Here is a 21539-nt window from a genome sequence, read left to right on the forward strand (position 1 = left end):
GGCGCACTCCCCGGTGACGGTGCCGGGACCGCACCGGATCCGCATCGGGCTTCCTCGCCGTTCGCCGCTCGTGGCCCCGTCACGATCGCAGAGAGGCGGGAGGTGTTGTCAAGCACTCGGCTGTCGTCGTGACAAAGAAACGATCAACCGGCATCGCCCGAGTCCGGCACGTATGCTCCGCCGGTGCCCACCAGTCCGCGGGAGCGTGTCCGCGACGTCTGCCCTGGTGTGCTGACGACGCATCCGGCCGCGGACGGCGCGCTCGCGCGGCTGCGGCTGCCCGGCGGCCGGCTGACCGCCGCCGCGGCGAAGACCCTCGCCGGCTGCGCGCGGGAGTTCGCCGATGGCCACCTTGAGCTCACCTCCCGGGCTAACGTGCAGCTACGCGGCCTGGCTAACGGCTTGGCCGACGGTACGGCCGAGGAGCTCGCCGCCCGGGTGAGCGCGGTCGGCCTGCTGCCCTCGACGACGCACGAGCGGGTCCGCAACATCGTGGGCTCGCCGCTGTCCGGACGTGGCGAGGCCGGGTGCCGGGACATCGCGCCGGTCGTCGCCGAACTGGACCGCCGGCTGTGCGCGGATCCGGCTCTCGCCGCGCTGCCCGGCCGGGTGCTGTTCGCCGTCGACGACGGCAGCGGGGACCTGGCCGGGCTGCCCGCGGACCTCGCGCTGCGCGCCCTGCCCTCCGGGGAGATGTTGCTGGCCGTCGCGGGCGCGACCCGCGCGCTGCGGTTGCCCGTCCACGTCGCCGTACCCGCGCTCCTCGCCGCGGCGCGGGCCTTCATCGAGGCCCGCGCGGCGGTGGGCACCGCCGCGACGGCCTGGCGGATCGCCGAGTTGCCGGGTGGACCGGGTGGACAGGACGACTTGCTCGCGGCTGCCGCGGCCGAGGCCGGCGCCGTTGGGATCGTCCAGGCTACTGGAATTGCTCAGGCCGTTGGGAGCGCCACCGTTCGGGCCGGCGCGTGGCCCGGTCCGCATCCGCAGCGTGATGGCCGCCGGGCGTTGACCGTGCTCGTCCCCCTGGGGCGGCTGAGCGCCGACCAGCTCGACCTGCTCGCCGCGGCAGCCGGTGTCGGTGGCGGAGCGGGCGGTGTCGGCGGAGCGGGCGGTGCCGGCGGTGGTGAGGGTGTCGGCGGAGCGGGCGGCGCCGAAGACGGCGTCCTGGTTGTGACTCCGTGGCGGTCCGTCGTGCTCCGCGATCTCGACCCGGCCGAGGCTACCCGCTGGTCGAGGGCGGCGGCGGACGCGGGCCTGGTTGTCGATCCGGCATCATCCTGGGTCGGCGTGACGAGCTGTGCCGGTCGGCCGGGATGCGCCCGGGCGCTGGCGGATGTCCGCCGCGACGCGGCGGTGTCCGTGCGGATCCGAGCTGGCGACCCGTCGACGCCGACGCACCTGGCCGGGAGGCCGCGAGCCCTCCGGCCCGTCCCGGTTGGCCCGGCCCTCGCGCCGGTGCACTGGTCGGGCTGCGAGCGGCGCTGCGGGCAAGCGGGAGGACAGGTGGTGGAGGTTGTGGCGACCGGGCCCGGCTACCGGGTCCGTCGGACGGGCCTCGGGGCCGCCGCCGCCTCCGTCGGAGCGGACGGCGGCGAGGCGACGGTCGTGTCGTCGAGCCCCGGCGACGGCCACCGTGACCTGGCCGCGGCCGTCAGGTCGGCGAGGAGTCTGGCATGAACGGCGTATCAGACATGAGCGGTATGCAACGTTACGACTACGTCCGTGACGGCGCGGAGATCTACCGCCGGTCGTTCGCGACGATCCGGGCCGAGGCGCGTCTCGACCGGCTGCCCGGTGACGTCGCCCGGGTTGCGGTCCGCATGATCCACTCTTGTGGAATGGTGGATCTCGTTGACGATCTCGCTTTCACCCCCGGCGTGGTCGCGGCGGCGCGCGCGGCGTTGCTGGACGGCGCCCCGGTGCTCTGCGACGCGCAGATGGTGGCGGCCGGCGTGACCCGCCGTCGGTTGCCCGCCGCGAACGAGATTCTCTGCCTGCTCGGTGATCCCCGGGTGCCGCAGCTCGCCGAGCGGCTGGGCACCACCCGTAGCGCCGCGGCGGTGGATCTGTGGGCGGATCGGCTCGCCGGCTCCGTGGTGGCGGTCGGGAACGCTCCGACAGCGCTGTTCCGCCTGCTGGAACTCGTCGCGGCCGGAGCTGGGCGACCGGCGGCGGTGGTCGGCGTGCCCGTCGGGTTCATCGGCGCCGCGGAGTCCAAGCAGGCCCTCGTGGATGATCCGGCCCGGTTGGAGCATCTCGTCGTGCACGGTCGGCGGGGCGGCAGCGCGATGGCGGTCGCCGCGGTCAACGCGATCGCGAGCGAGGAGGATTAATGGTGCCGTCGAAGGGCCGGCTGTGGGGAGTCGGGGTTGGACCGGGGGATCCCGAGCTCGTCACCCTCAAGGCGGCCCGCCTGATCCGTGACGTCGACGTGATCGCCTACCACAGCGCCCGGCACGGCCGCAGCATCGCCCGGTCGGTCGCCGCGAGCCAGTTGCGCGGTGACCAGATCGAGGAGGCGCTGGTCTACCCGGTCACCACCGAGACGATCTCCCACCCCGGCGGCTACCGTGGCGCGATCGACGAGTTCTACGAGGACTGCGCCAAGCGGCTGGCCGTCCACCTCGACGCCGGCCGGGACGTCGTGGTCCTCAGCGAGGGTGACCCGTTCTTCTACGGCTCGTTCATCCACCTGCACCGGCGCCTCGCCGACCGGTACCCGACCGAGGTCGTGCCGGGGGTAACGTCCCTGTCGGCGGGGTGCGCGGTGCTCGGCCGGCCGCTGGTCGAGGGCAACGAGGTCCTCACCGTGCTGCCGGGCACGCTGCCGCCGGCGGCCCTCGCCGAGCGTATCGCCGGCACGGACACCGCAGTCGTGCTCAAGATGGGGCGGACCTTCCCGGGGGTCCGGGACGCCTTCACCGCCGCGGGACGCCTCGCGGACACCTGGTACGTGGAACGGGCCACCACCTCCGGCCAGCGCATCGCCCCGCTCGGTGCGGTAGACCCGGCCACGGTGCCGTACTTCTCGCTCGCGGTACTGCCGAGCCGGGTCCGGGGGCCGGACGATCCGGCGCCGCTGCGCGCGTCGCAGGCGGACTGGGTACTGACGGCGCCCACCGTTGGTACGGCTGGCACCGTCGGTACCGACGGCACGCCCGGCGCGGGGGAGGTCGTCGTGGTGGGCCTCGGACCGGGCGCCGCGGGCTGGTTGACGCCGCAGGCCGCCGAGGCGCTGGCCGCCGCCGACGACCTCATCGGCTACGGCCCCTACCTCGACCGGGTGCCGGTCGATCCACGCCAGCGCCGGCACGCCTCGGGGAACACCGTCGAGGCCGAGCGCGCCGAGCTCGCCCTCGAACTGGCGGCCGGCGGCGCGAACGTCGCCGTGGTCTCCTCCGGTGATCCCGGGGTCTTCGCGATGGCCACGGCCGTCGTCGAGGCCGCGGCGGCGGAGCGGTTCGCGGACGTCGAGGTGCGGGTCGTGCCCGGGCTGACCGCCGCGCAGGCGGTGGCGAGCCGGGTCGGGGCGCCACTCGGTCACGACTTCTGCGTGCTGTCGCTGTCCGACCGACTCAAGCCGTGGGAGGTCATCGAGCGGCGGCTGCGGGCGGCAGCCGCGGGCGACTTCGTCCTGGCGCTGTACAACCCGGCTTCCCGCACCCGTCGCCATCAGTTGGAGCGGGCCCACGAGGTGCTGCTCGAACACCGCCCCCCGGGCACGGTGGTGGTCATCGGCCGGGATGTCGGCGGTCCTGCCGAGAGCATCACCGTGACGAGCCTCGGCGCGTTCGACCCGGCCGAGGTCGACATGCGCTGCCTGCTGCTCATCGGCTCGTCGACGACCCGGGTGGTGCACCGCGGTCCCGGCCGGGACCTCGTGTTCACCCCACGTCGTTACCCGGTCACCTAGCCCCGGTCATCTAGGCCCTGGTGGTGCGACCCAGGCCACGGCGGCGTCGACATCGTCGACCGCGGTCACCCCGGGTGGCAGCGGCGGGCGGTCGACTATGACGACCGGCAGACCGAGGTCCCGGGCTGCGGCGAGCTTCGCGGCGGTCATCGTCCCGCCGCTGTTCTTGGTCACGAGGACGTCGACGCGGTGCCGGCGCAGCAGGGCGGTCTCCCCGGCGACGTCGAACGGTCCACGATCGAGGATGACGGTCAGCCGTGGCGGTACCGGGCCGGTCGGCGGTTCGACCGATCGGGCCAGGAACCAGGGTCGGTGCAGGCCGGCGAACAGGGCGAGGTCGGTTCGCCCGGTGGTCAGGAACACCCGTGGGGCCGGATCGGAATGCGGGCGCGGCCCGGGTGGGACGAACCGGTCGAGCAGAGCGACCGCGTCGGCCAGCGACGGGACCCGGCGCCAGTCGTCGCCGGGCTGCTCGCGCCAGCTCGGCCGGCGCAGGACGAGCAGCGGAACGCCGGTGGCGTGCGCGGCCTGTGCGGCATGCATGGTCATCGTCGCGGCGAACGGGTGGGTCGCGTCGACCACCGCATCGATCCGTTCGGCCCGCAGGTAGTCGGCCAGGCCCGCCGCCCCGCCGAAGCCGCCGATCCGGATTCGGCAGGACGGTGGCAGCGCAGGCTCGCGGACCCGACCGGCCAACGAGTAGACGATCTCGATGCGTTCCGTGCCGGCGGGATCCGGGGAGCCGAGCGTGGTCGCCAGGCGGCGCGCCTCCCCGGTTCCGCCGAGCAGCAGCACACGGCATGCCCCGGTCACCGAGCCTCGGGGGCGCCCGGTCACCGAGCCCGAGGGAGGGGATCCGGGCCACGCGGCGCGGCGTTTGCCTGGGAAACCGGGGAGGCCGGGGGAACGGACGACACGCATCCGTCCGGTCCGAAGCGTTCCCGGGAGTACAGGTAGCTGTCCCGGAAACCCTCCGCGGCCAGGGCGCGACCCACGATGATCACGGCCGTCCTGGTGAGCCCCGCGGCCCGCGCCCGACCGGCGATGTCGGCGAGCGTGCCGCGCAGCACGATCTCGTCGGCCCGGCTGGCCCAGGCGACGACGGCTGCCGGGCAGTCCGTACCGTAGTTCGGCACGAGCTCGGCGACGAGCGTCTCGATACGGTGCACGGCCAGGTGCAGCACGAGGGTCGCCCCCGACCGGCCGAGGGCGGCGAGGTCCTCGCCGGGCGGCATGGGACTGGACAGCACGGCCGTGCGGGTCAGCACCACGCTCTGGGCGACGCCGGGAACCGTCAGCTCCCGGCGCAGCGACGCCGCCGCCGCGGCGAAGGCAGGGACACCCGGCGTCACGTCGTAGGCGATCCCGGCCGCGTCGAGCCGGCGCATCTGCTCGGCGACGGCGCTGTAGAGCGACGGGTCGCCGGAGTGCAGGCGGGCGACGTCGTGACCGGCGGCGTCGGCCGCGACCAGCTCCGCGACAATGTCGTCCAACGGCATCCGGGCGGTGTCGACGAGACGGGCCCCGGGCGGGCAGTGCGCCAGCAGCTCGACCGGGACGAGACTGCCGGCGTACAGGCAGACCGGGCAGGACGCGATCAGGTTCCGGCCGCGGACGGTGATGAGGTCGGCGGCGCCCGGTCCGGCCCCGATGAAGTGCACGGTCACGCCGGCCCCCGCCGGTTGTCCCCGGGCAGCTGGACGTCCCCGGGCGGCTCGGCGGCGGGGGCGGCGGACGCTCGGCGCATGCTGCTGGGCACAACCGGGCATGCTAGCAGGACGCCGTCGGCGGCGAGCCCCCTCGGGGACGCTCCGGCACGGGCGTCGCCGGGCGTCGCGATCCGGCTGCTCGCGCACCGACGGGAAGCCGGACACCGCCCTCCGGAACGTCAGAGAGACCGCGGCCGCCGCGCCGCCGCCCCCTCACCGGTTGCGGCGCGGGCCGTGGCCGCGGGCCGTGACCTGCGCCGCGTCCTCGTCCCTGCCAGCGGACGCCGGCTCGGTCCGTACCGGGTCACCCGGCGACGGGTCGGTCGGCGTGCCGTCCTCGTCGGAGCCGGCCCGCGCGACGGTGGCCGGGGTGCCGGTGCACAGCGGCGGTAGGGTGGTCGACCCCCGAACCGTCGCGGGCCGGAAGATCCGTCGTTTCCGCCACACGAACAGTCCGGCCGCGATGGCTAGGACGCCGCGGCCGTTGATCGCGTAGAGCGCGATCCCGCCTTCGTACTGCAGGATCGCGGCCACCAGCGCCAGCAGGCCCAGGAGAGCCGCTGGATGGCGACATCCGCGCAGCGCGTACTCCAGTCGGGCGAGGACGAATCCTCCCAGAGCCGCGAGGGTCACCATCCACGGCGGACCGCCGATGGGCAGCAGCTCGCCGAGCTGGGTGGGCAGGCGGTCGAACGCGTTGGTGATCCCGTAGGTGGCGGACAGGCGCGTCTTGAGGGAACGCGACTCCAGGTCGGAATTCAGTTTGTCGGGATTGAGAAAACGCGGGACGGCGATGTTGACGTCGTTCCACAGGGTTACCGGGCCGATGGGCGGAGAACCGTCGCGGAGCCGTCGCAGGATTATCGACGGGTAGGAGTTCCCGTCCAGGCGGACCCCGAGGTCTCCCACTTCGCCCGGGTTTATCCCGCGTTCCGGATGGGTCAGACCGGCGGCCAGGGCCTGCAGGCGCTGCTTGGGACCCACGCTGTACCCGAATACCTGCCGGCCCGCGTCCGCGCGTGCCCCGTAGATGACGACGTAGGCCAGAACCACGAGCGCGACGACCGAGACGAGCTGCCGTCGGCGTATGGGAATCCCGACGATGGACAGTAGGTAGATCACCGCGCCCGCCGCTATCGTCACCGGCAGCCGCTGCCCCGCCAGTGTGTGCAACGTGCACTGGACGCCGAGTACCGGGAGGAATCCGCGGCCCTTCGTCCGCACGAGCACGGCGAAGCTTCCCAGGGCGAGGCCGACGACCAGGAACTGCGTCGCGAAGCCGCTGACGAGGTAGGGACTGCCGGTGACCGTCGAGGGGTCCGCGTCGCCGGACGAGGTGTTCCTGCCGACCGCTGTCACGGCCACCGCAGCCAGGGCCAGCGGAGTCAGGACCCGCCAGTCGAAGAAGTCCAAGACTTCCTCCCGGCGGAAACCGGTGGACGGCGGCGTGCGCTGGGTCGCGAAGCGATAACCGGAAGCGAACGCGAGCAGGGAGAACCCGACCAGAACGGTGTAGGCCGCGACGTCTGACTCCGTGGTCAACAGCCGGTTGTCACTGTAGGACGGCACCAGGACCTGCAGGACCTCCGTCACCCCGTGGTAGGCGATGGCGGCACCGACGAACATCAGCCCGAGACTGGACACGGCGTGCCGGCCCCGACCGCGAACCACCACGACCAAGGCGAGCCCCTGCAGCAGCAGACCCAGCGCTAGCGTGGCCGACACGCCGTACCTCCGCCCGTTGTGCCGGGTACTCTCCGGGGGAGCCCCGGTCCGATGGTGACCGGCCCGGGCGACCCGAACCGCGCTATCCTTCCCGCATGGTGAACAGGCTTGATAAATCCGTTTACAGACGATCTCTGAAGGGCCGCCGTTGCACGTCTGCTTCCGGCGTTAGGCTGAAGACCGTCGACCGGACAGCTCCGCGTGCTGCCCATGAACATCTCCGGACCGATCTCTACCGGGCCGCAGCCCAGATCTTCGTCGACCTCGTGGAGTACACCGACTTCCCACGGGCCTGAGCCGGGCCGGTGGTGGACGGGCCGGGTCACGACGCCGCGGGTGGGGGGCCTCGCGGTTGGCTCCCCGCAGCGCCAGCGTCATGCATCCTGCGCTCCGGGGGTTGCTCCGGAATGGCCGCGGCGGTGTCGGTTGTTCGGCCGGGACCTTCGAATCTGTCGGGACGTTCGAAGGGGATGGGCTCGCGTACCGGCATCGCCGCGTCCCCCCGGACGACGACGAGCCCGTCCAGTACCTCCTCCAGCAGCGGCGCCGCCGTCACGTCGACCGCGGCCGCACCGGTGATGACCGCGCAGAGGATCCATCGCGGCCCCTCGATGCCGAAGATGCGGGCGGGCAGGCGGCCGACGGCCGTGTCGAGCGGCATGCGCAGCTCGGGGCCGTAGGGCCCGTCCTCGTCGTTCCATTCCGTGTCCTCCGGTGCCGAGAGCACCAGGTCCTCGCGGATCGACGCCCACAGGCCGCCGCTGCGCGGGGCGGCGAGGACGGACAGCTCCAGGACGGATGTCCCGTCCATCGCGGCCAGGGTGGGCATCGGCCCAGAGGCCGAGACCCGGATCCGGGTGCCGTTCACCCGCGGCACCACGAGAGCTCCGAAATCCGCCCGCGCCCGGCCGTCATCGGGCGCGTCCGCCGCGTCGAACGGACCCCGGCCCACCTGGGCGCCCCCGCTCGTCGTGGCGCCGGCTTCTGTGGCGCCGGTTCCCGCAGCGCCGGCTTCCGTAGCGCCGGTTCCCGGAGCGCCGGTTCCCGTTTCGCTGGGCTTCCTCGCGCCACCGTCGCCCGTACCGGGCCCGGTGTCGGCCCCGGTACTGGCCTCGGTGTCGGCATGGTCGTCCGGCTCCGGCTGCGCCGACTTTCGGCGCCGACGGTGGATGAGTCGCCCTCCTGGCATCCTGACCACCTCCCAGACAGAAGTCTGGAGTGACTGATGGATTACTTAAGGTAGGCGCGCCGGTGGTGAGGCCGGGAGATTCCCCGGGCGGCTGGCCGGGCCGCAACGTCCTCGGATCGGCCCTGATGGAGGCACGCGACAGGTCGCGGGCGGTGTACGGCCCCCGCGATGTGCCCGAGTAAATCGCGCAACGGGATGGCCGGGCGCTGAGTTGTCCGGGACCATCGGACAGGTGTCAGTTCCACATCAGAAGGCGTCGCTGCCTAAATCCTGGATGGTCTCCGAGTCACTGAGCGGAGGAATAAAGCTCCCTTTCGTCGTCGGCCTGGACGACTCGGACACGCCCTACGACGTCGTCGACGCACTCGCCCTGGCTCCTTTCACAACCGGTGAGCAGCCCTGGGCCCGCAGTGCCCGGGTTGACCGGCTCCGGCCGGGAGCCACGCTGCTACCGTCAGGGGCGAGGGTCCTGCGCGCGGTTGTCGAGGAGTCCCGCGATTCACGTCTCGCGGTCGGCGAGGGCTGGACGGTGCGAGCCGTGCGCTGGCGCGGCGGGGGTGGTGAGGTGACCGTCACCGCGGTGAGTGAACAGCTCGCCTGGGTGGTGATCGAGGACGTGCTCCGCTCGTCCGTCGCCGAGAGCGGTGCGGACAACGCCGTCAACATGGGTTTCTGGTATCTGTCCAGTCAGCGTGGTCCGATCCGGACTAGCCGCCGGACGGCCACCACGACGTGGGCTTCGATCCGCGCCAACTACGCCTCGGCCGCCGTGGGCCCGCTCGACCGGCTCATGGCGGTTCGCCGGGACAACGTGGTCGGCCGCCTGATCCTCCTGCATGGTCCGGCGGGAACCGGGAAGACAACCGTGCTGCGGGCCCTGGCGAACGAATGGCGATCCTGGTGCCAGGTCGACTGCGTCCTGGATCCCGAGGCGCTGTTCGCCGATCCCGCCTACCTGATGGAGGTCGCGATCGGCTTCGACGACGACGACGGGGACGCGGAGGGGGAGAGCGCCGACGGCGGGGGTACCGACGGCGGGATCGTGTGGGCCGGGGATGCGGACAGCGGCGATGCCAGGTCCGGGGATGCCGGGTCGGGGGATGCCAGGTCCGGCGATGCCGGGTCGGGGGATGCCAGGTCCGGCGATGCCGGGTCGGGGGATGCCAGGTCCGGGGATGCGGACAGTCGTGGTGCTCAGGCCGCGGCGACCGACCGCATGGGCGGGCCACCCACCCACCGGTGGCGGCTGCTGGTGATCGAGGACTGCGACGACCTGATCCGAGGGGACGGCCGGGGTGCGGCCGGGCAGCAGCTCTCCCGACTGCTGAACCTCACCGATGGTTTGGTCGGGCAGGGCCGCGAGGTGCTGGTCGCCCTGACCACGAACGAGGATCTGCTGCGCATGCATCCCGCCGTTGTCCGTCCCGGTCGCTGCCTCGCCCAGATCGAGGTGGGAGCCCTGCCGCACACCGAGGCGGTGTCCTGGCTGGGCTCCGCGGAGGGGGTCCGGTCGAGCATGACGCTGGCAGAGCTGTTCGCCCTGCGGGACGGCCGCGGCCTGCCGCGGCCCACCACCCCGGACGCCCGCCACGGCATGTACCTGTGACGGCTGCGCGCCGTACTCCCGATTCCGGGCCCACCTGGCCGGGAGCAGGCCGGGTAGGCCCGCCGGCCCGGCGGCGCCGCGTCCTGCGCGGTGCCGCCGGGCGGACGGCCGAGGGGCGGGGCGCGCCGGATCACGGCGAGAAGTCCCGGTCGGACGTCACCGGTCAGGCATCGCTAAAGTTAGCCACCGGGGAGCAACCGGTGTATTTCGGATCGCCGGATCCTGGTCTCGGTCCCGGTGGTGGGTGAATGTCGGTGAAGGGGTGAAGGTCCGGCAATGGCGATGGGGATCGGCCGCCTGCCCGATGCTCCCCGCCGCCGTCTGCCTTGACGACGATGTTAGCGGTCGTTAACTTGGAAACGTTGTTTCGGGGCCCGACGTCCACCCGTGGGGGGTGACTGTGAGCGCAGTACGCGCCGGAACCATCGCCGGTCGGCGGTCCGACGAGGTCCGACGGTCCTCGGCCACGCCGGTCCTGACCAGTCGGGTCGATGCTGCGGGTGAACAGGGACGGCGCAATGCCGAGGGGCATTGGCACGCCGTGACCGATCTCCAGGAGCGGTTGGCGGTGGCGGCGGTCGGCGGGTCGGAGCAGGCGCGGTCCCGCCACGTGGCTCGCGGCAAACTCCTGCCCCGCGACCGGGTCGACGCGCTGCTCGACCGGGGGAGCCCCTTTCTGGAGCTTTCCCCGCTAGCCGCGAACGGCTTTTACGAGGATCCGGTTCCTGGGGCGGGCATCATCACCGGTATTGGCCGGATCTCGGGTCGGGAATGCGTGGTGGTCGCCAACGACGCCACGGTCAAGGGTGGCACCTACTATCCGTTGACCGTGAAGAAGCATCTGCGTGCCCAGGAGGTGGCGCTGCAGAACCGGCTGCCCTGTGTTTATCTGGTCGACTCCGGGGGGCGTTTCTTCCGCTGCAGGACCAGGTCTTCCCGGACCGGGAGCATTTCGGGCGGATCTTCTTCAACCAGGCCCGAATGTCCTCGCTGGGAATCTCCCAGATCGCGGCGGTGCTCGGTTCGTGCACGGCGGGCGGCGCGTATGTTCCCGCGATGGCCGACGAGGCGGTGATAGTCAGGAATCAGGGGACGATCTTCCTCGGTGGTCCGCCGCTCGTGGAGGCCGCGACCGGCGAGGTGGTGTCGGCCGAGGATCTCGGCGGCGGGCTGCTGCACTCCCGCACCTCCGGGGTGACCGACCACCTGGCCGAGGACGACGCCCAGGCGCTGCGGATCGTGCGCTCCATCGTCGCGGGCCTCGCGCCGCGCGGTCCGCGGCCGTGGGAGCTGGAGCCGACCGAGGCACCGGCGGTCGACCCGGCCGGGCTGTACGCCGCGGTACCGACGGACGGGCGCACCCCCTATGATGTGCGGGAGGTGATCGCGCGCATCGTCGACGGCAGCCGTTTCGCGGAGTTCAAGAAGGAGTACGGAACGACGCTGGTCACCGGGACCGCCCGCCTCCATGGCCATCCCGTGGGAATCGTCGCGAACAACGGGGTGCTCTTCGGCGAGTCGGCGCTGAAGAGCACCCATTTCATCGAACTCTGCGATCAGCGCGGTATCCTGTTGGTGTTCCTGCAGAACATCACCGGTTTCATGGTGGGTCGGGAGTACGAGGCCGGCGGCATCGCGAAGCATGGCGCGAAGATGGTCAACGCGGTCGCCTGTGCCCGGGTGCCGAAGTTCACCGTGGTGATCGGCGGTTCGTTCGGCGCGGGTAATTACTCGATGTGCGGTCGGGCATTCTCGCCCCGTTTTCTGTGGATGTGGCCGAATGCCTGCGTCTCGGTGATGGGCGGGGAGCAGGCGGCGGCGGTGCTGGCGACCGTGCGCCGGGACCAGATGGAAGCCGCGGGGGTCGCCTGGAGCGAGGCCGACGAGGCCGCCTTCCGGGCGCCGATCCTGAATCGGTACGCGGAGCAGGGCAGCCCGTACTATTCGACCGCTCGGCTGTGGGACGACGGTGTCATCGATCCGGCCGACACCCGTATGGTGCTGGGCCTGGGCCTGTCGGTGGCGGCGAACGCTCCGCTGGAACCGGTGGGCTACGGCGTCTTCCGGATGTGAGGGGGACATCCTGACGTGCGGAAACATCCGATGTGAGGAAACCAATCGTGAGGATCAAGGGTGTCCACGGCTGATCTGTCCGCCACGAATCACGCAGGCGGCGGCACCGGTCACGGTCCGGATGGCCATTTCACGCCGGCCCGGTCGGCGGGCGTCGTGCCGCCGAGGGCGCCGGGAGCGTCGGGCTTGACGTTTTCGTCGGTGCTCGTCGCGAACCGGGGTGAAATCGCCGTCCGGGTGATCCGCACACTGCGCGATCTCGGTATCCGGTCCATCGCCGTCTACTCAGACCCCGACGCTGGGGCGCGGCACGTCCGGGAGGCGGATGTCGCGGTGCGGCTGGGCCCGGCGCCCGCGAAGGAGAGCTACCTCAGCATCGAGGCCGTGCTGGAGGCGGCGAGGGTGTCCGGGGCGGAGGCCGTCCATCCCGGTTACGGCTTCCTCGCCGAGAACGCGGCCTTCGTACAGGCCTGGGAGACGGCCGGAGTGCTCTTCATCGGACCGTCGCTCGCCGCGGTGCAGGTGATGGGCAACAAGATCACCGCGCGGCGGACGGTGGCCGAGGTGGGGGTGCCGGGCCGGTCGGCGCCGGGCATGAGCGATGCCGCGATCGCCGAGGCCGCCGGTCAGATCGGCTATCCGGTGCTGCTCAAACCCTCGGCGGGGGGTGGTGGCAAGGGGATGCGCATCGTCCGCGAGCCCGCCCGGCTGCCGGAGGCGATCGCGTCGGCCCGCCGGGAGGCCGCCGCCGGCTTCGGGGATGACACCCTGTACGTGGAGCGGTTCATCACCCGCCCCCGCCACATCGAGGTCCAGATCCTCGCCGACGAGCACGGCAGCGTGCTCCACCTGGGTGAGCGGGAGTGCAGCCTGCAACGGCGCCACCAGAAGATTGTTGAAGAGGCGCCGGCGCCGGCGCTCGACGCGCGGACCAGGGAGCGGCTCGGGGCGGCGGCGGTCGCTGTCGCCAGCGCCGTCGGCTACGTCGGAGCGGGCACGGTCGAGTTCATCCTGTCCGCCGACGCGCCGGACGAGTTCTACTTCATGGAGATGAACACCCGGCTCCAGGTCGAGCATCCGGTCACCGAGCTGGTGACGGGGGTGGACCTGGTCGCCGAGCAGATCCGGATCGCGGCCGGGGAGCCGTTGCGCTTCGGTCAGGCCGACATCCGCCTGACCGGGCACGCGGTGGAGGCGCGGATCTACGCCGAGGACCCCGGGCGGGGATTCCTGCCGACCGGCGGTCGGGTACTGGCTTTCCGGGAACCGGCCGGGCCGGCCATCCGCGTTGACGCCGGCATCGGGGCCGGGGACATCGTGAGCACCACGTACGATCCTATGCTGGCCAAGGTGATCGCCTGGGGTGCGGACCGCGCCGCCGCGATCGCCCGTCTCGACACCGCGCTCGCCGGCACGGTCCTGCTCGGAGTGACGACCAACATCGGCTTCCTGCGCTCGCTGCTCGCCCATCCGGACGTCGTCGCCGGGCGGCTCGACACCGGTCTCGTCGAACGTGATCTCGCCGCCCTCACCCCGGGAGACCTGCCCGGCGAGGCGCTCCTCGGCTACGCCCTGGCCAGGCTGCTGGCATTGCAACCGACCGGTCCGGTGGTCGACCCGTGGGACATCCCCTCCGGCTGGCGGCCCGGTGAGCCCGCATGGCTGACCTGGGACGTCGCCCTGCCCGGTGGGGCAGTACCGTCCGGCGGCCCCGACGGCGCCGGATCTGGCGGCAGCGCGTCACCCGAGATCGGGGCTGGGGCTGGGGCTGAGGGCGGGGCCGGGAACGGTCATGGGGATGGGGCGGAGCCGGGAGGCGGGGAGCGGGCGGTGCGGACGGTGTCGACGTTGCGGGTCGCGGCGCGCGGCACCCCCGATGCGGCCCGGATCCGGATCGCCGACGGGCCGCCGGTCGCCGCATCGGTCAGTCAGCTCGGCGACGAGCTGCTCGTCACGATCGGTGCGGTCACCACCCGGTGGGCCTACGCGTGGGAGCCCGCCGACGGGATCCTCTGGCTTGGCCGCGACGGTGGGGCGTGGGGCCTGGCCGAGGTGATCCCGGTGGCGGGCACCGGGGCCGGGCCGGTGCTCGGCGGGCAGGCGCGTAGCCCCATGCCGGGCACGGTGACCGCGGTGTTGGTCGAACCGGGGATGACCGTGGCGGATGGGCAGTCGCTGGTCGTCGTCGAGGCCATGAAGATGGAGCACACCGTCTCGGCGGCGGGCGCCGGGATCGTCAAGGAAGTACTCGTCCGGCCCGGCGACCTCGTCGCCCTGGACCAGCTGCTGGTGGTGATGTCCGTGGCGGGCCCGGCCGGCCCCGGATCCGCATCAGCCGCCCCGGCGGCTCGGCGAAATGTGGAGGGTTGAGCACGATTTGACGCCGACGGCCGCCCTGGGCCGCGGTCGTCGGCGTCAATGCGGGCCTGGAACGTCAATCCTTCTCTCAGCGCTCGGTCAGCCGCCGCAGGAGCGTCTTCCGGGCGTCGGCCTCGGCCAGGTTGGACAGGTCGACGTGGGCCGAGGAGGCCTGATCGAATGCGGCCGGCACGGCACAGGCCTCGACCAGGACGGTGACGAGTCTGCACGCGGGCCCGGTCGGGTCATCCGCGTCCAGGGCCGCCCGCCACTCCCACCACTCCCGCTTCTCATGGACCGAGGAGAGATAGGCGGGGGAGAGCAGAACGAGTGTCCGGTGGGCGTGCCGGGCGCCATCACGTATCGTGATCCTTGGCGGCCCGTCCGTTCCGTCACCCGCCTGGAACAGTAGGTGGCAACCGGCCTCCTCCAGCTGCCAGGCGATCCAGCCGGCCCAGGCCTCGTCGGGCTGGGCGTACGAGATGAAGAAGTCGTACCGCCCGGACGGCCCCGGCCATTGTGGCGTGGACGGCCGCACGACCGCGGGCTTCTGGTCTGCCGCCTCAGGGGGGACGGCCGCGGTTGCCGCGGTCTCCGCCGGGCGCCGCTCGTCCGGGTTGTGCCAGTCCCCGCGCGGCCGGTCCGGATGCCGGCCGTCGGGGTGATGCCGGCCGAGGAACACCGCGGCGCTGTTCGCCGCGAGCCGCAGGAACCATCCCTCGTCCTCCGGCCGGGTGGATGCCCGTCCGAGGCAGGTCAGGGCGACGGCCAGCAGGGACAGCGGGATCTGGTCGCGCCACAGGTCGACCAGACCGGCCCGGCGTGCCCAGTCCTCCGCCGCCGATCGGACCCGGTCGATGAGCAGGAACAGCCACCGCGGCACGAGGTCTCCGTCCTGCTCCGGGTCGAGCAGCAGATCGATGACGGCGGTGCGTTGCGCCGCGGACAGCTCCGACAGTGTCCGGGCGAGGATGTGCAGGACCAGATGGACGGGATCCCGGGTGAGCACGGCGTCGGCTGCGTACCGCGACAGGTCGATCAGCTGGTACGTCGTGTCGATGTTGCGCAGTGAGGACGGGATCAGGATGTTCTCGATGTGCAGGTCGCGGTGGGCCTTCCCGACGAAGGCCGGGATGCGAATACCGTCCGTGCGCGATGGGTCCAGGACCAGCGCGAACGGGTTCGGCAGCGGGTGGTCCTCGCCTTCGGCGTCGATGGTGGGGCCGGGGTACGCCGCGGCGATGCGCCGCAGGCGGCTGTCCGGGGCGAGCCGCTCGGCGAGCTGACGGGCAAGGATGGTCGGCACGTCCAATGACGGCAGAAGGGCAGGCCCCACCCACTCATCGAAGATCGACCCGACCAGCCCCCGCAGACGTCGGCGAGGACCGCGGCGTCGGCCAGGGCCCGTCCGAACATCAGGCGTGGTTCAGCCGGACCGGCCGGTCCTGACAGACCGGCCGGACCGCTGCCGGAGTCTCCCTGGCGCCCGGCCCGCCGCGGGTGGACGACAGCCTCCAGCAGGGCGCGCAGCGTGACCAGCTCCCGAAGGCTGCCACCCGCGACCTGTTGGAAGACGAACCATCGTCCATCGCCGACCGCGACCGGCTGATGGACGGGCGTGGCGAGGTGGCGCTCGGCGAACCTGGGGGCGTCGGCGATCGCCCGCCAGTGGCGCGCGAATTCGCCGGGTTGGGGCCCCGCGTCGCTGGCCGGGGCGACGTCCAGCTTCATCACGAACTGGCGCGCACCATGGCGCGGATGCTCTTCGAGGACCACCCCGACCATCGCCGACGACCGGCCGCCGGTAAGCCAACGGACCAGGCGGTAGGTGGTCTCGGTCTGGGAGCACCATTGCCGCAGCGCGGTCACGGCGGGATCGTCGAGGGCGTTCACCAGTGGCTCGTCCAACCAGAGCGGCTCGTTCAACCAGTCAGAAGACAACCATGACTCCTGGGAACGCAGGGCGCGGGCGACAGACGCGTTCCGGTCGGGTGAGCCGCCGCCGGGATGCCGCCGGTCGGGGCGCGCTGCGCCGGACCGCCGGTCGGGTTCCAGATTACCGGCGTTCGGTGTCGGTGGGCTGATGACCGGCTAAGGATACCGTTCGACGATATGGCCCAAACTGCCGCCTCCGGGTGTTCCCGGGTGATCCTCACGGCACGGCACGGTTGTCATCCCGCGGTCTGGGATCGCCCCGGGGCGGTCGTCGTCCGCGTGGCCCATATCCCTACCCGCGCTCGCTGCCGCGTCCGGTGAAAGCCGCGTACGACGTTGTACGGATTTGCGGTCAGGGTCTTTCCGGTTAGTCCGGCACGCGGTTATCTGGGAGCTGCTGAAGGGTCGCGGGCGTCGCCCGCCCATGGTCTGCACCCCCGCCGCCGCGGGTGGTGGCTGGTTGATAACCGCGGCCCCTCGGCTCACCGCCGGAGCGGACCTGCCATCGGGGGGAGGCCCGCTCCAGCGGCCGTCGATCCGTACGGCCTTGTACGGCGATCCGGAAGTTCCTTTTCCTGGTACTTTCCCGGCAGGCCTCCGCCGTGCCGCCCGCCGTTCCGTTCGTCGTCGGCGGGCTTTCCGTCCCCGGTTCGGGTTTCGGGACCGTGGCGCTTCTCGCGGTCACCGGTGTTCTGCTGTCGATGTACGGCGGTTCCCTCGCCGGTCTCGTCGGCCTCGACGCCGGGGGCTGGCTGGTGGGGCTCGGCCCGCGGGCGGCGGCCCTGCGACGCGGTGCACCGGCGGGAAACGCCCCCCCGGCGACGGGTCACGAGGACGGGTCACGAGGACGGGTCACGAGGACGGGTCACGACGACGGGTCACGACGACGGGTCACGCTTCGACTGGTCGAGGAGATCGTGAAGGTGCACCGTGATGTCGTGGGTGGGCCCCAATCGGCGCAGGCTGCGCCGGTAGGCGTCCTGAACCCGCGGGGTCATCTGGTCCGGCCGGCCGAGGTTGGTCTGGGCCTCGGCGAGCAGACCCACCGCGGCGAGGGCACGGGGATGATCCGGTCCGAGCACTCGCAGGCAGGCCTCGGTGAGCTCGGTCGCCGCCTTCTCCGCGGGCTCGGTGTCCCCGCGGTCGCGGTACAGCCGGGCCAGGTGGTAACAGGTCACCAGCGTGGCGGGATGCTCCGGGCCGAGCACCTCGGCCCGATCGTCCCGCACCGAGCGCAGCAGCTCCTCGGCCGCCGTCCACGCCCCCTGCTCGACCAGCAGGTCCCCGACGTTGTTCCGGCTCGTCAAGGTGTCCCGGTGCCGCGGCCCGAGGACCCGTTCACGGGTGGTGAGCGTGTGGGTGAGCCACCGCAGCGCCTCGCCGTGCCGACCCGATTCGCGCAGCGTCCGGCCGAGGTAGTGCTGGGTCGTCAGCGTGTCGGGATGCTCGGGGCCGAGGATGCGCAACCGGTCGTCGAGCACCATGCGAAGGCCGCTCTCGGCGTCCTCGCGCCGGCCCTGGGCGGCGCGGACCCGGTGCAGGTCGTGCGCGACGGACAGGACATCAGCATGATCGGGTCCGAACAGGTGGGCGCCGGTCTCCCAGACGGAGCTGTACGCCGCGTCCGCCTCGGCGAGCCGGCCGGTCGCGCGCAGGTAGCGGGCAGCGAGGATCGCCGGGGTGAGCAGCTGCGGAGGCAGTTGTGCCTCGGTAAGGTCGTCGAGGCCCCACCGCCGCCGGGCGCGGAGCAGCTCCAGCCCGGCCGTGGCATGACCGGCGAGCATCGCCCACCGGTCCCACGTCGCCGGATCCCGCGGATCGAGCGCGCGGGTCGCCCGCGTGAGCAGGGCGGTGAGCGCGTCGAGGTAGTCGGCGATGCGGCCGGAGGTGTGCGCGGCCTGGCCGAAGCTGTCGCGCACCAGGGGGTGGAGGACCAGCTGGTGCGCGACCCGGGGATCCGGGCGGGAAGCCGCGGACCGGGCGGTGGCGGGGTCGCCGGGAGTCGTGTGTTCGATCAGCCCCTGGCCGGCCAGGGCGCGGATCAGCTCCCACAGCTCGGTCGCCCGCAGGCCGGGGAACAGCGGCGACGCGGCGAGGACGGCCGCGGACAGGAGCAGGCCGAACGGGATCGGGTCCCCGCCGAAACAGGCGAGCAGGGTCAGCCGCGCCCGGGCCTGCTCCAGGCCCCGCGCGGCGAGGAGATCCAGCGACAGTTCCCAGGTCGGCCCGATGAGCTCGCGTTCCCGGCGACGACCAGCGCCGCCGGGACCGCCGAAGCCGCGCAGCAGGGCCTGGTGCCCGCCCGTCTGGAGCGCGTGTTCATAGTCGGCGTAGGTCCGCGGGACCGCCGGTCCACCGAGTCCGGCCGGCATTCGCCGCGCCTCGGCGAGGTACTGGCCCGCCAGGGCGAGTGCCAGGGGCAGCCCGCCGAGCCGGCGGCCGAGGCTCTCGGCCGTGGCGAGCGGACCCGGCTCGGCCCCGGTCAGGTCGCGCAGCGCCAGCCCGGCGTCCGCCGCGTTCAGGGGGCCGAGCGGGTGCAGGCGCAGCCAGGACCGGGCGGTCCCGCCGACGGGCGACGGGCCCTCCCAGTCCAGCCGGCTGCGCGTCGTCACCACGACCATTCCGTGGGGGTGGGTGACCGGCCGCAGCCATCCGGTGCCGTCGAGCACGTCGCCGCCGGGTGGGGCCAGGTCGCCGGCCGGATCGTCGGCGTTGTCGAGGATCAGCAGCCACGGCCGTCCGCTGTCCGCCAGCAGCCGCCAGACCAGGTCGGACAGGCTGCCCGTGCACAGCTGGTGGCGGGTCGCGCCGAGCTCCACGGCCAGCGCGGTCATGCCGGCGCGCACCGCGCCGGGCCCCGTGGCGCTGATCCACCAGGTCCGCACCCGTCGTTCGAGCGCGGTGCGGGTGAGCGCGAGGGCGACCGTGCTATTGCCCACGCCGCCGAGCCCGTGCAGCACGTGGACCCGTGCCCCGTCGGCGTCGGGCCGAGCGCCCTTTGGTCCAGGGATGTCCGAGCCAGGGATATCCGGTTCGGGGACGTCCGGTCGAAGGACGTCAGGCCGGGGGAGGACGGGCCCGTTACCGACGTCGGATCCGGCGACCGCGCGCCTGCGTCCGGTGGGGAGCTGCCCGGCCAGCAGATCGAGCAGGCCGTCGCGACCGCGGATCGCGGGCAGGTGGGTGAGCCGCTGGACCGGCGGCCTGATCGTGACCGCCGTCGACGGGTCCTGTCCGGTGCCGATCCGGTCGCCGCCATGGTCCCCGTGACCGTGAGCTCCGCGACCGTGAGTTCCGCGCCGGACCCGACGCCACGTCTCGACCCAGTGGCGGATCTCGTCGGGGTCGTCCACCCGGCAGGCCCGCAGCATGTTCTCGACGAGGTTCGCCGACCTGAGGCCGGGGAGATGGGAGCCACCGAAGTAACCGCCGACCGTGCTGGCCGGCACGTTGACGGCGCGCGCCACCTCCCGCACGCTCAACCCCGCGCGCTCGCGCACGATGGTCAGTGCACGGCCGAAATCCGCGTTGGTGGTGATGGCGTCCAGGTCGACCTCGTCGTACACGTGCGTCCCTTGAGCGGCGGCGAGCGGCGGCGGCGAGCGGCAGCGATGAGCAGGACGGAACGTCATCCCGTGGGCATATCCTCCGCGGCTATTCTCCGGCGGATCGCCCGACCGTCCAGAGGTTTTCCCGTCCGGTCTCCGATCCGTCCCCCGTTTCCGTCACGCAAGGTCCCACCGCGGGTGCGTGACGTTCAGCCCGGCGGCAGCGGGACGACGTCGGCGAGGATCTCGTGACGGTGCGGGCGCCGGCGTGCGGCCGGGCTGTCGTGGACGACAAGGAGCGATGACGGGTCGCCGGGCATCAGGGCGATCCCCTCCGGATGGTCGTCGCCCTCGCCGACGGGCAGGTCCAGGATGCGCTCGATCGCCTCGTCGGTGACCACGACGCTCGTGGGGGCCTGCGCGGCCCCGCGCCAGCGGTAGATCCGCACCGGGCCGTCGAGGTCCATCGTCGGGCCGGCGAGGAGCAGGAGGTCATCGCCGGAGGCGAGGAGGTCGCGCACCCCCAGCCCGTCGAGGTCGAGGAAGTGCTTGCGATACCGGCCGTCCCCGTCGATCGGCGCGAGGAGGAGGTCCTGGCCGTCTCCCTCGGTGAGACGCAGTTCCAGGACCACGGCCCAGCCCCGCAGCACCGGCCCCCGCAGCCCCAGGTAGATCCGTTCACCGACGACGGCCAGGCCCTCGACGTCCAGCCCGTTGTCCTTGCTCGGGATCTTGAGGAAGCGGCCGAGATGGTCGTCGTCCTTGAGCGCCTTCGTCAACCGGGTGGGCTTGGACAGTCCGAGCGCCGCCGCGGTCAGCCTGCCGCCGCCGGGCGAGGCCGAGTCGGGTGCGCTCGCGACCAGGGTCGGCAGGCCGCCGACCCGCACCACCGGGATGCGCCCGAGCAGGTAGCGGTTGGCGTTGCTGCTCACCTTCGCCAGCCGGGCCAGGGCCTGCTCGGTCGCGTGCTGGGGCCGGACCCGCTTGCGGGCCAGGCTGTGCGACCCGACGAACCACAGATAGTCGCCATGCCGGTCCATGCCCTCGAGGTCGATCTCGAGCTGGGTGCCGTCGTCCGCGGGCTCCTCCGGCAGGGGAAGGAGGTCCGCGACGGAGAAGCTGACGTGATCGGCGAAGCCGTCGCCGGCCGGCGACAGGGTCGTCCGTTCGATCGTGACCGTCTCGTCACCGGCGAGCCAGAGGCACCGGCCGTCCCCCTTCAGGGTGGACAACGACTCGGCGACGTCGACCACCCCGGCGCCGTCGGCGAACCGGATCGGAATCGTCTTCGCGGTCATCGGTGCCTCATCCGGCGCCGTTCCCGCACCCTGCGCCGTTCCCGCGCTCGCCACTCCTCGTCCCCCCGCCGGTTCGCCCCGGGTTTCTCCGCCGGTTGCTCCGAAGCGGCCCTTCCAGGAATCCCCACCGCCGACCGGAGCGTAGTGCCGGCCCGGCGCTTATCCGGGTGGGTGTCCAGGACCCG

13 protein-coding genes and 1 pseudogene are annotated in these 21539 nt (G+C 72.6%); 7 read left to right on the forward strand and 7 right to left on the reverse strand.

Features of this window, described 5'->3' with window-relative positions:
- Nucleotides 1-183: 183 nt before the first annotated feature.
- The 3 genes from AC08OT_RS02925 to AC08OT_RS02935 are packed head-to-tail and all read left to right on the forward strand — an operon-like array spanning nt 184 to nt 3913.
- Complete coding sequence (locus AC08OT_RS02925; protein ID WP_476592876.1) at nt 184-1677, forward strand: nitrite reductase; 1494 nt, start codon at nt 184-186, stop codon at nt 1675-1677.
- Nucleotides 1674-2333, forward strand: coding sequence for a precorrin-8X methylmutase (locus tag AC08OT_RS02930; RefSeq protein ID WP_476592875.1), 660 nt, complete (start codon nt 1674-1676; stop codon nt 2331-2333). The genes AC08OT_RS02925 and AC08OT_RS02930 overlap by 4 nt, the downstream gene beginning before the upstream one ends.
- A complete protein-coding gene (locus tag AC08OT_RS02935) occupies nt 2333-3913 on the forward strand; it encodes a precorrin-2 C(20)-methyltransferase (RefSeq protein ID WP_476592874.1) in 1581 nt (526 codons plus the stop codon). Before AC08OT_RS02930 ends, AC08OT_RS02935 begins: the two co-directional genes overlap by 1 nt.
- Nucleotides 3914-3919: 6 nt before the next feature.
- Here the strand turns inward: AC08OT_RS02935 and AC08OT_RS02940 are convergent, their stop codons facing one another.
- The 4 genes from AC08OT_RS02940 to AC08OT_RS02955 all read right to left on the reverse strand — a co-directional run bounded on the left by AC08OT_RS02940 (nt 3920) and on the right by AC08OT_RS02955 (nt 8536).
- Nucleotides 3920-4726: a cobalt-precorrin-6A reductase gene (locus tag AC08OT_RS02940; protein WP_476595753.1), complete on the reverse strand. Its 807-nt coding sequence runs from the start codon at nt 4724-4726 to the stop codon at nt 3920-3922.
- A 20-nt stretch (nt 4727-4746) separates the two neighbouring features.
- On the reverse strand, nt 4747-5580 hold the full coding sequence (gene cobM, locus AC08OT_RS02945; RefSeq protein WP_462186556.1) for a precorrin-4 C(11)-methyltransferase: 834 nt from the start codon (nt 5578-5580) through the stop codon (nt 4747-4749).
- Between the two features lie 255 nt (nt 5581-5835).
- The gene (locus tag AC08OT_RS02950; protein ID WP_476595755.1) at nt 5836-7347 is read right to left on the reverse strand and encodes a hypothetical protein; all 1512 of its coding nucleotides are present in this window, start codon (nt 7345-7347) and stop codon (nt 5836-5838) included.
- A 322-nt stretch (nt 7348-7669) separates the two neighbouring features.
- On the reverse strand, nt 7670-8536 hold the full coding sequence (locus AC08OT_RS02955) for a DUF3710 domain-containing protein (protein WP_476595756.1): 867 nt from the start codon (nt 8534-8536) through the stop codon (nt 7670-7672).
- A 232-nt stretch (nt 8537-8768) separates the two neighbouring features.
- On the opposite strand from AC08OT_RS02955, the gene AC08OT_RS02960 reads away from it, so the two are divergent.
- The 3 genes and pseudogenes from AC08OT_RS02960 to AC08OT_RS02970 all read left to right on the forward strand — a co-directional run bounded on the left by AC08OT_RS02960 (nt 8769) and on the right by AC08OT_RS02970 (nt 14585).
- Nucleotides 8769-10142: a DUF5925 domain-containing protein gene (locus AC08OT_RS02960; RefSeq protein ID WP_476602512.1), complete on the forward strand. Its 1374-nt coding sequence runs from the start codon at nt 8769-8771 to the stop codon at nt 10140-10142.
- 424 nt (nt 10143-10566) lie between these two features.
- Nucleotides 10567-12215 (forward strand): annotated as a pseudogene (locus AC08OT_RS02965) (carboxyl transferase domain-containing protein).
- A gap of 186 nt (nt 12216-12401) precedes the next feature.
- Complete coding sequence (locus AC08OT_RS02970) at nt 12402-14585, forward strand: acetyl/propionyl/methylcrotonyl-CoA carboxylase subunit alpha (protein ID WP_476602513.1); 2184 nt, start codon at nt 12402-12404, stop codon at nt 14583-14585.
- A 76-nt stretch (nt 14586-14661) separates the two neighbouring features.
- Here AC08OT_RS02970 and AC08OT_RS02975 read toward each other — a convergent pair whose 3' ends face one another.
- Entirely contained in the window at nt 14662-15909 is a 1248-nt protein-coding gene (locus tag AC08OT_RS02975; protein ID WP_476592947.1) for a toll/interleukin-1 receptor domain-containing protein, read from the reverse strand.
- Between the two features lie 164 nt (nt 15910-16073).
- Between AC08OT_RS02975 and AC08OT_RS02980 the strand changes: the two genes are divergently transcribed.
- Nucleotides 16074-16520, forward strand: coding sequence for a hypothetical protein (locus tag AC08OT_RS02980; protein ID WP_476592946.1), 447 nt, complete (start codon nt 16074-16076; stop codon nt 16518-16520).
- Between the two features lie 866 nt (nt 16521-17386).
- Here the strand turns inward: AC08OT_RS02980 and AC08OT_RS02985 are convergent.
- Both AC08OT_RS02985 and AC08OT_RS02990 read right to left on the reverse strand, forming a co-directional pair.
- Entirely contained in the window at nt 17387-20140 is a 2754-nt protein-coding gene (locus AC08OT_RS02985; RefSeq protein WP_476595803.1) for a tetratricopeptide repeat protein, read from the reverse strand.
- Between the two features lie 125 nt (nt 20141-20265).
- Nucleotides 20266-21354, reverse strand: coding sequence for a DUF3616 domain-containing protein (locus AC08OT_RS02990; protein ID WP_476592944.1), 1089 nt, complete (start codon nt 21352-21354; stop codon nt 20266-20268).
- Nucleotides 21355-21539: the final 185 nt, after the last annotated feature.

This window comes from Frankia sp. CgJB1 (assembly GCF_977947065.1).

Coding starts and splice junctions, on each gene's coding strand:
- AC08OT_RS02930 (WP_476592875.1), top strand. CDS start 1,674: ATGAACGGCGTATCAGACATGAGCGGTATGCAACGTTACGACTACGTC.
- AC08OT_RS02935 (WP_476592874.1), top strand. CDS start 2,333: ATGGTGCCGTCGAAGGGCCGGCTGTGGGGAGTCGGGGTTGGACCGGGG.
- AC08OT_RS02955 (WP_476595756.1), bottom strand. CDS start 8,536: ATGCCAGGAGGGCGACTCATCCACCGTCGGCGCCGAAAGTCGGCGCAG.
- AC08OT_RS02985 (WP_476595803.1), bottom strand. CDS start 20,140: ATGACGTTCCGTCCTGCTCATCGCTGCCGCTCGCCGCCGCCGCTCGCC.
- AC08OT_RS02990 (WP_476592944.1), bottom strand. CDS start 21,354: ATGACCGCGAAGACGATTCCGATCCGGTTCGCCGACGGCGCCGGGGTG.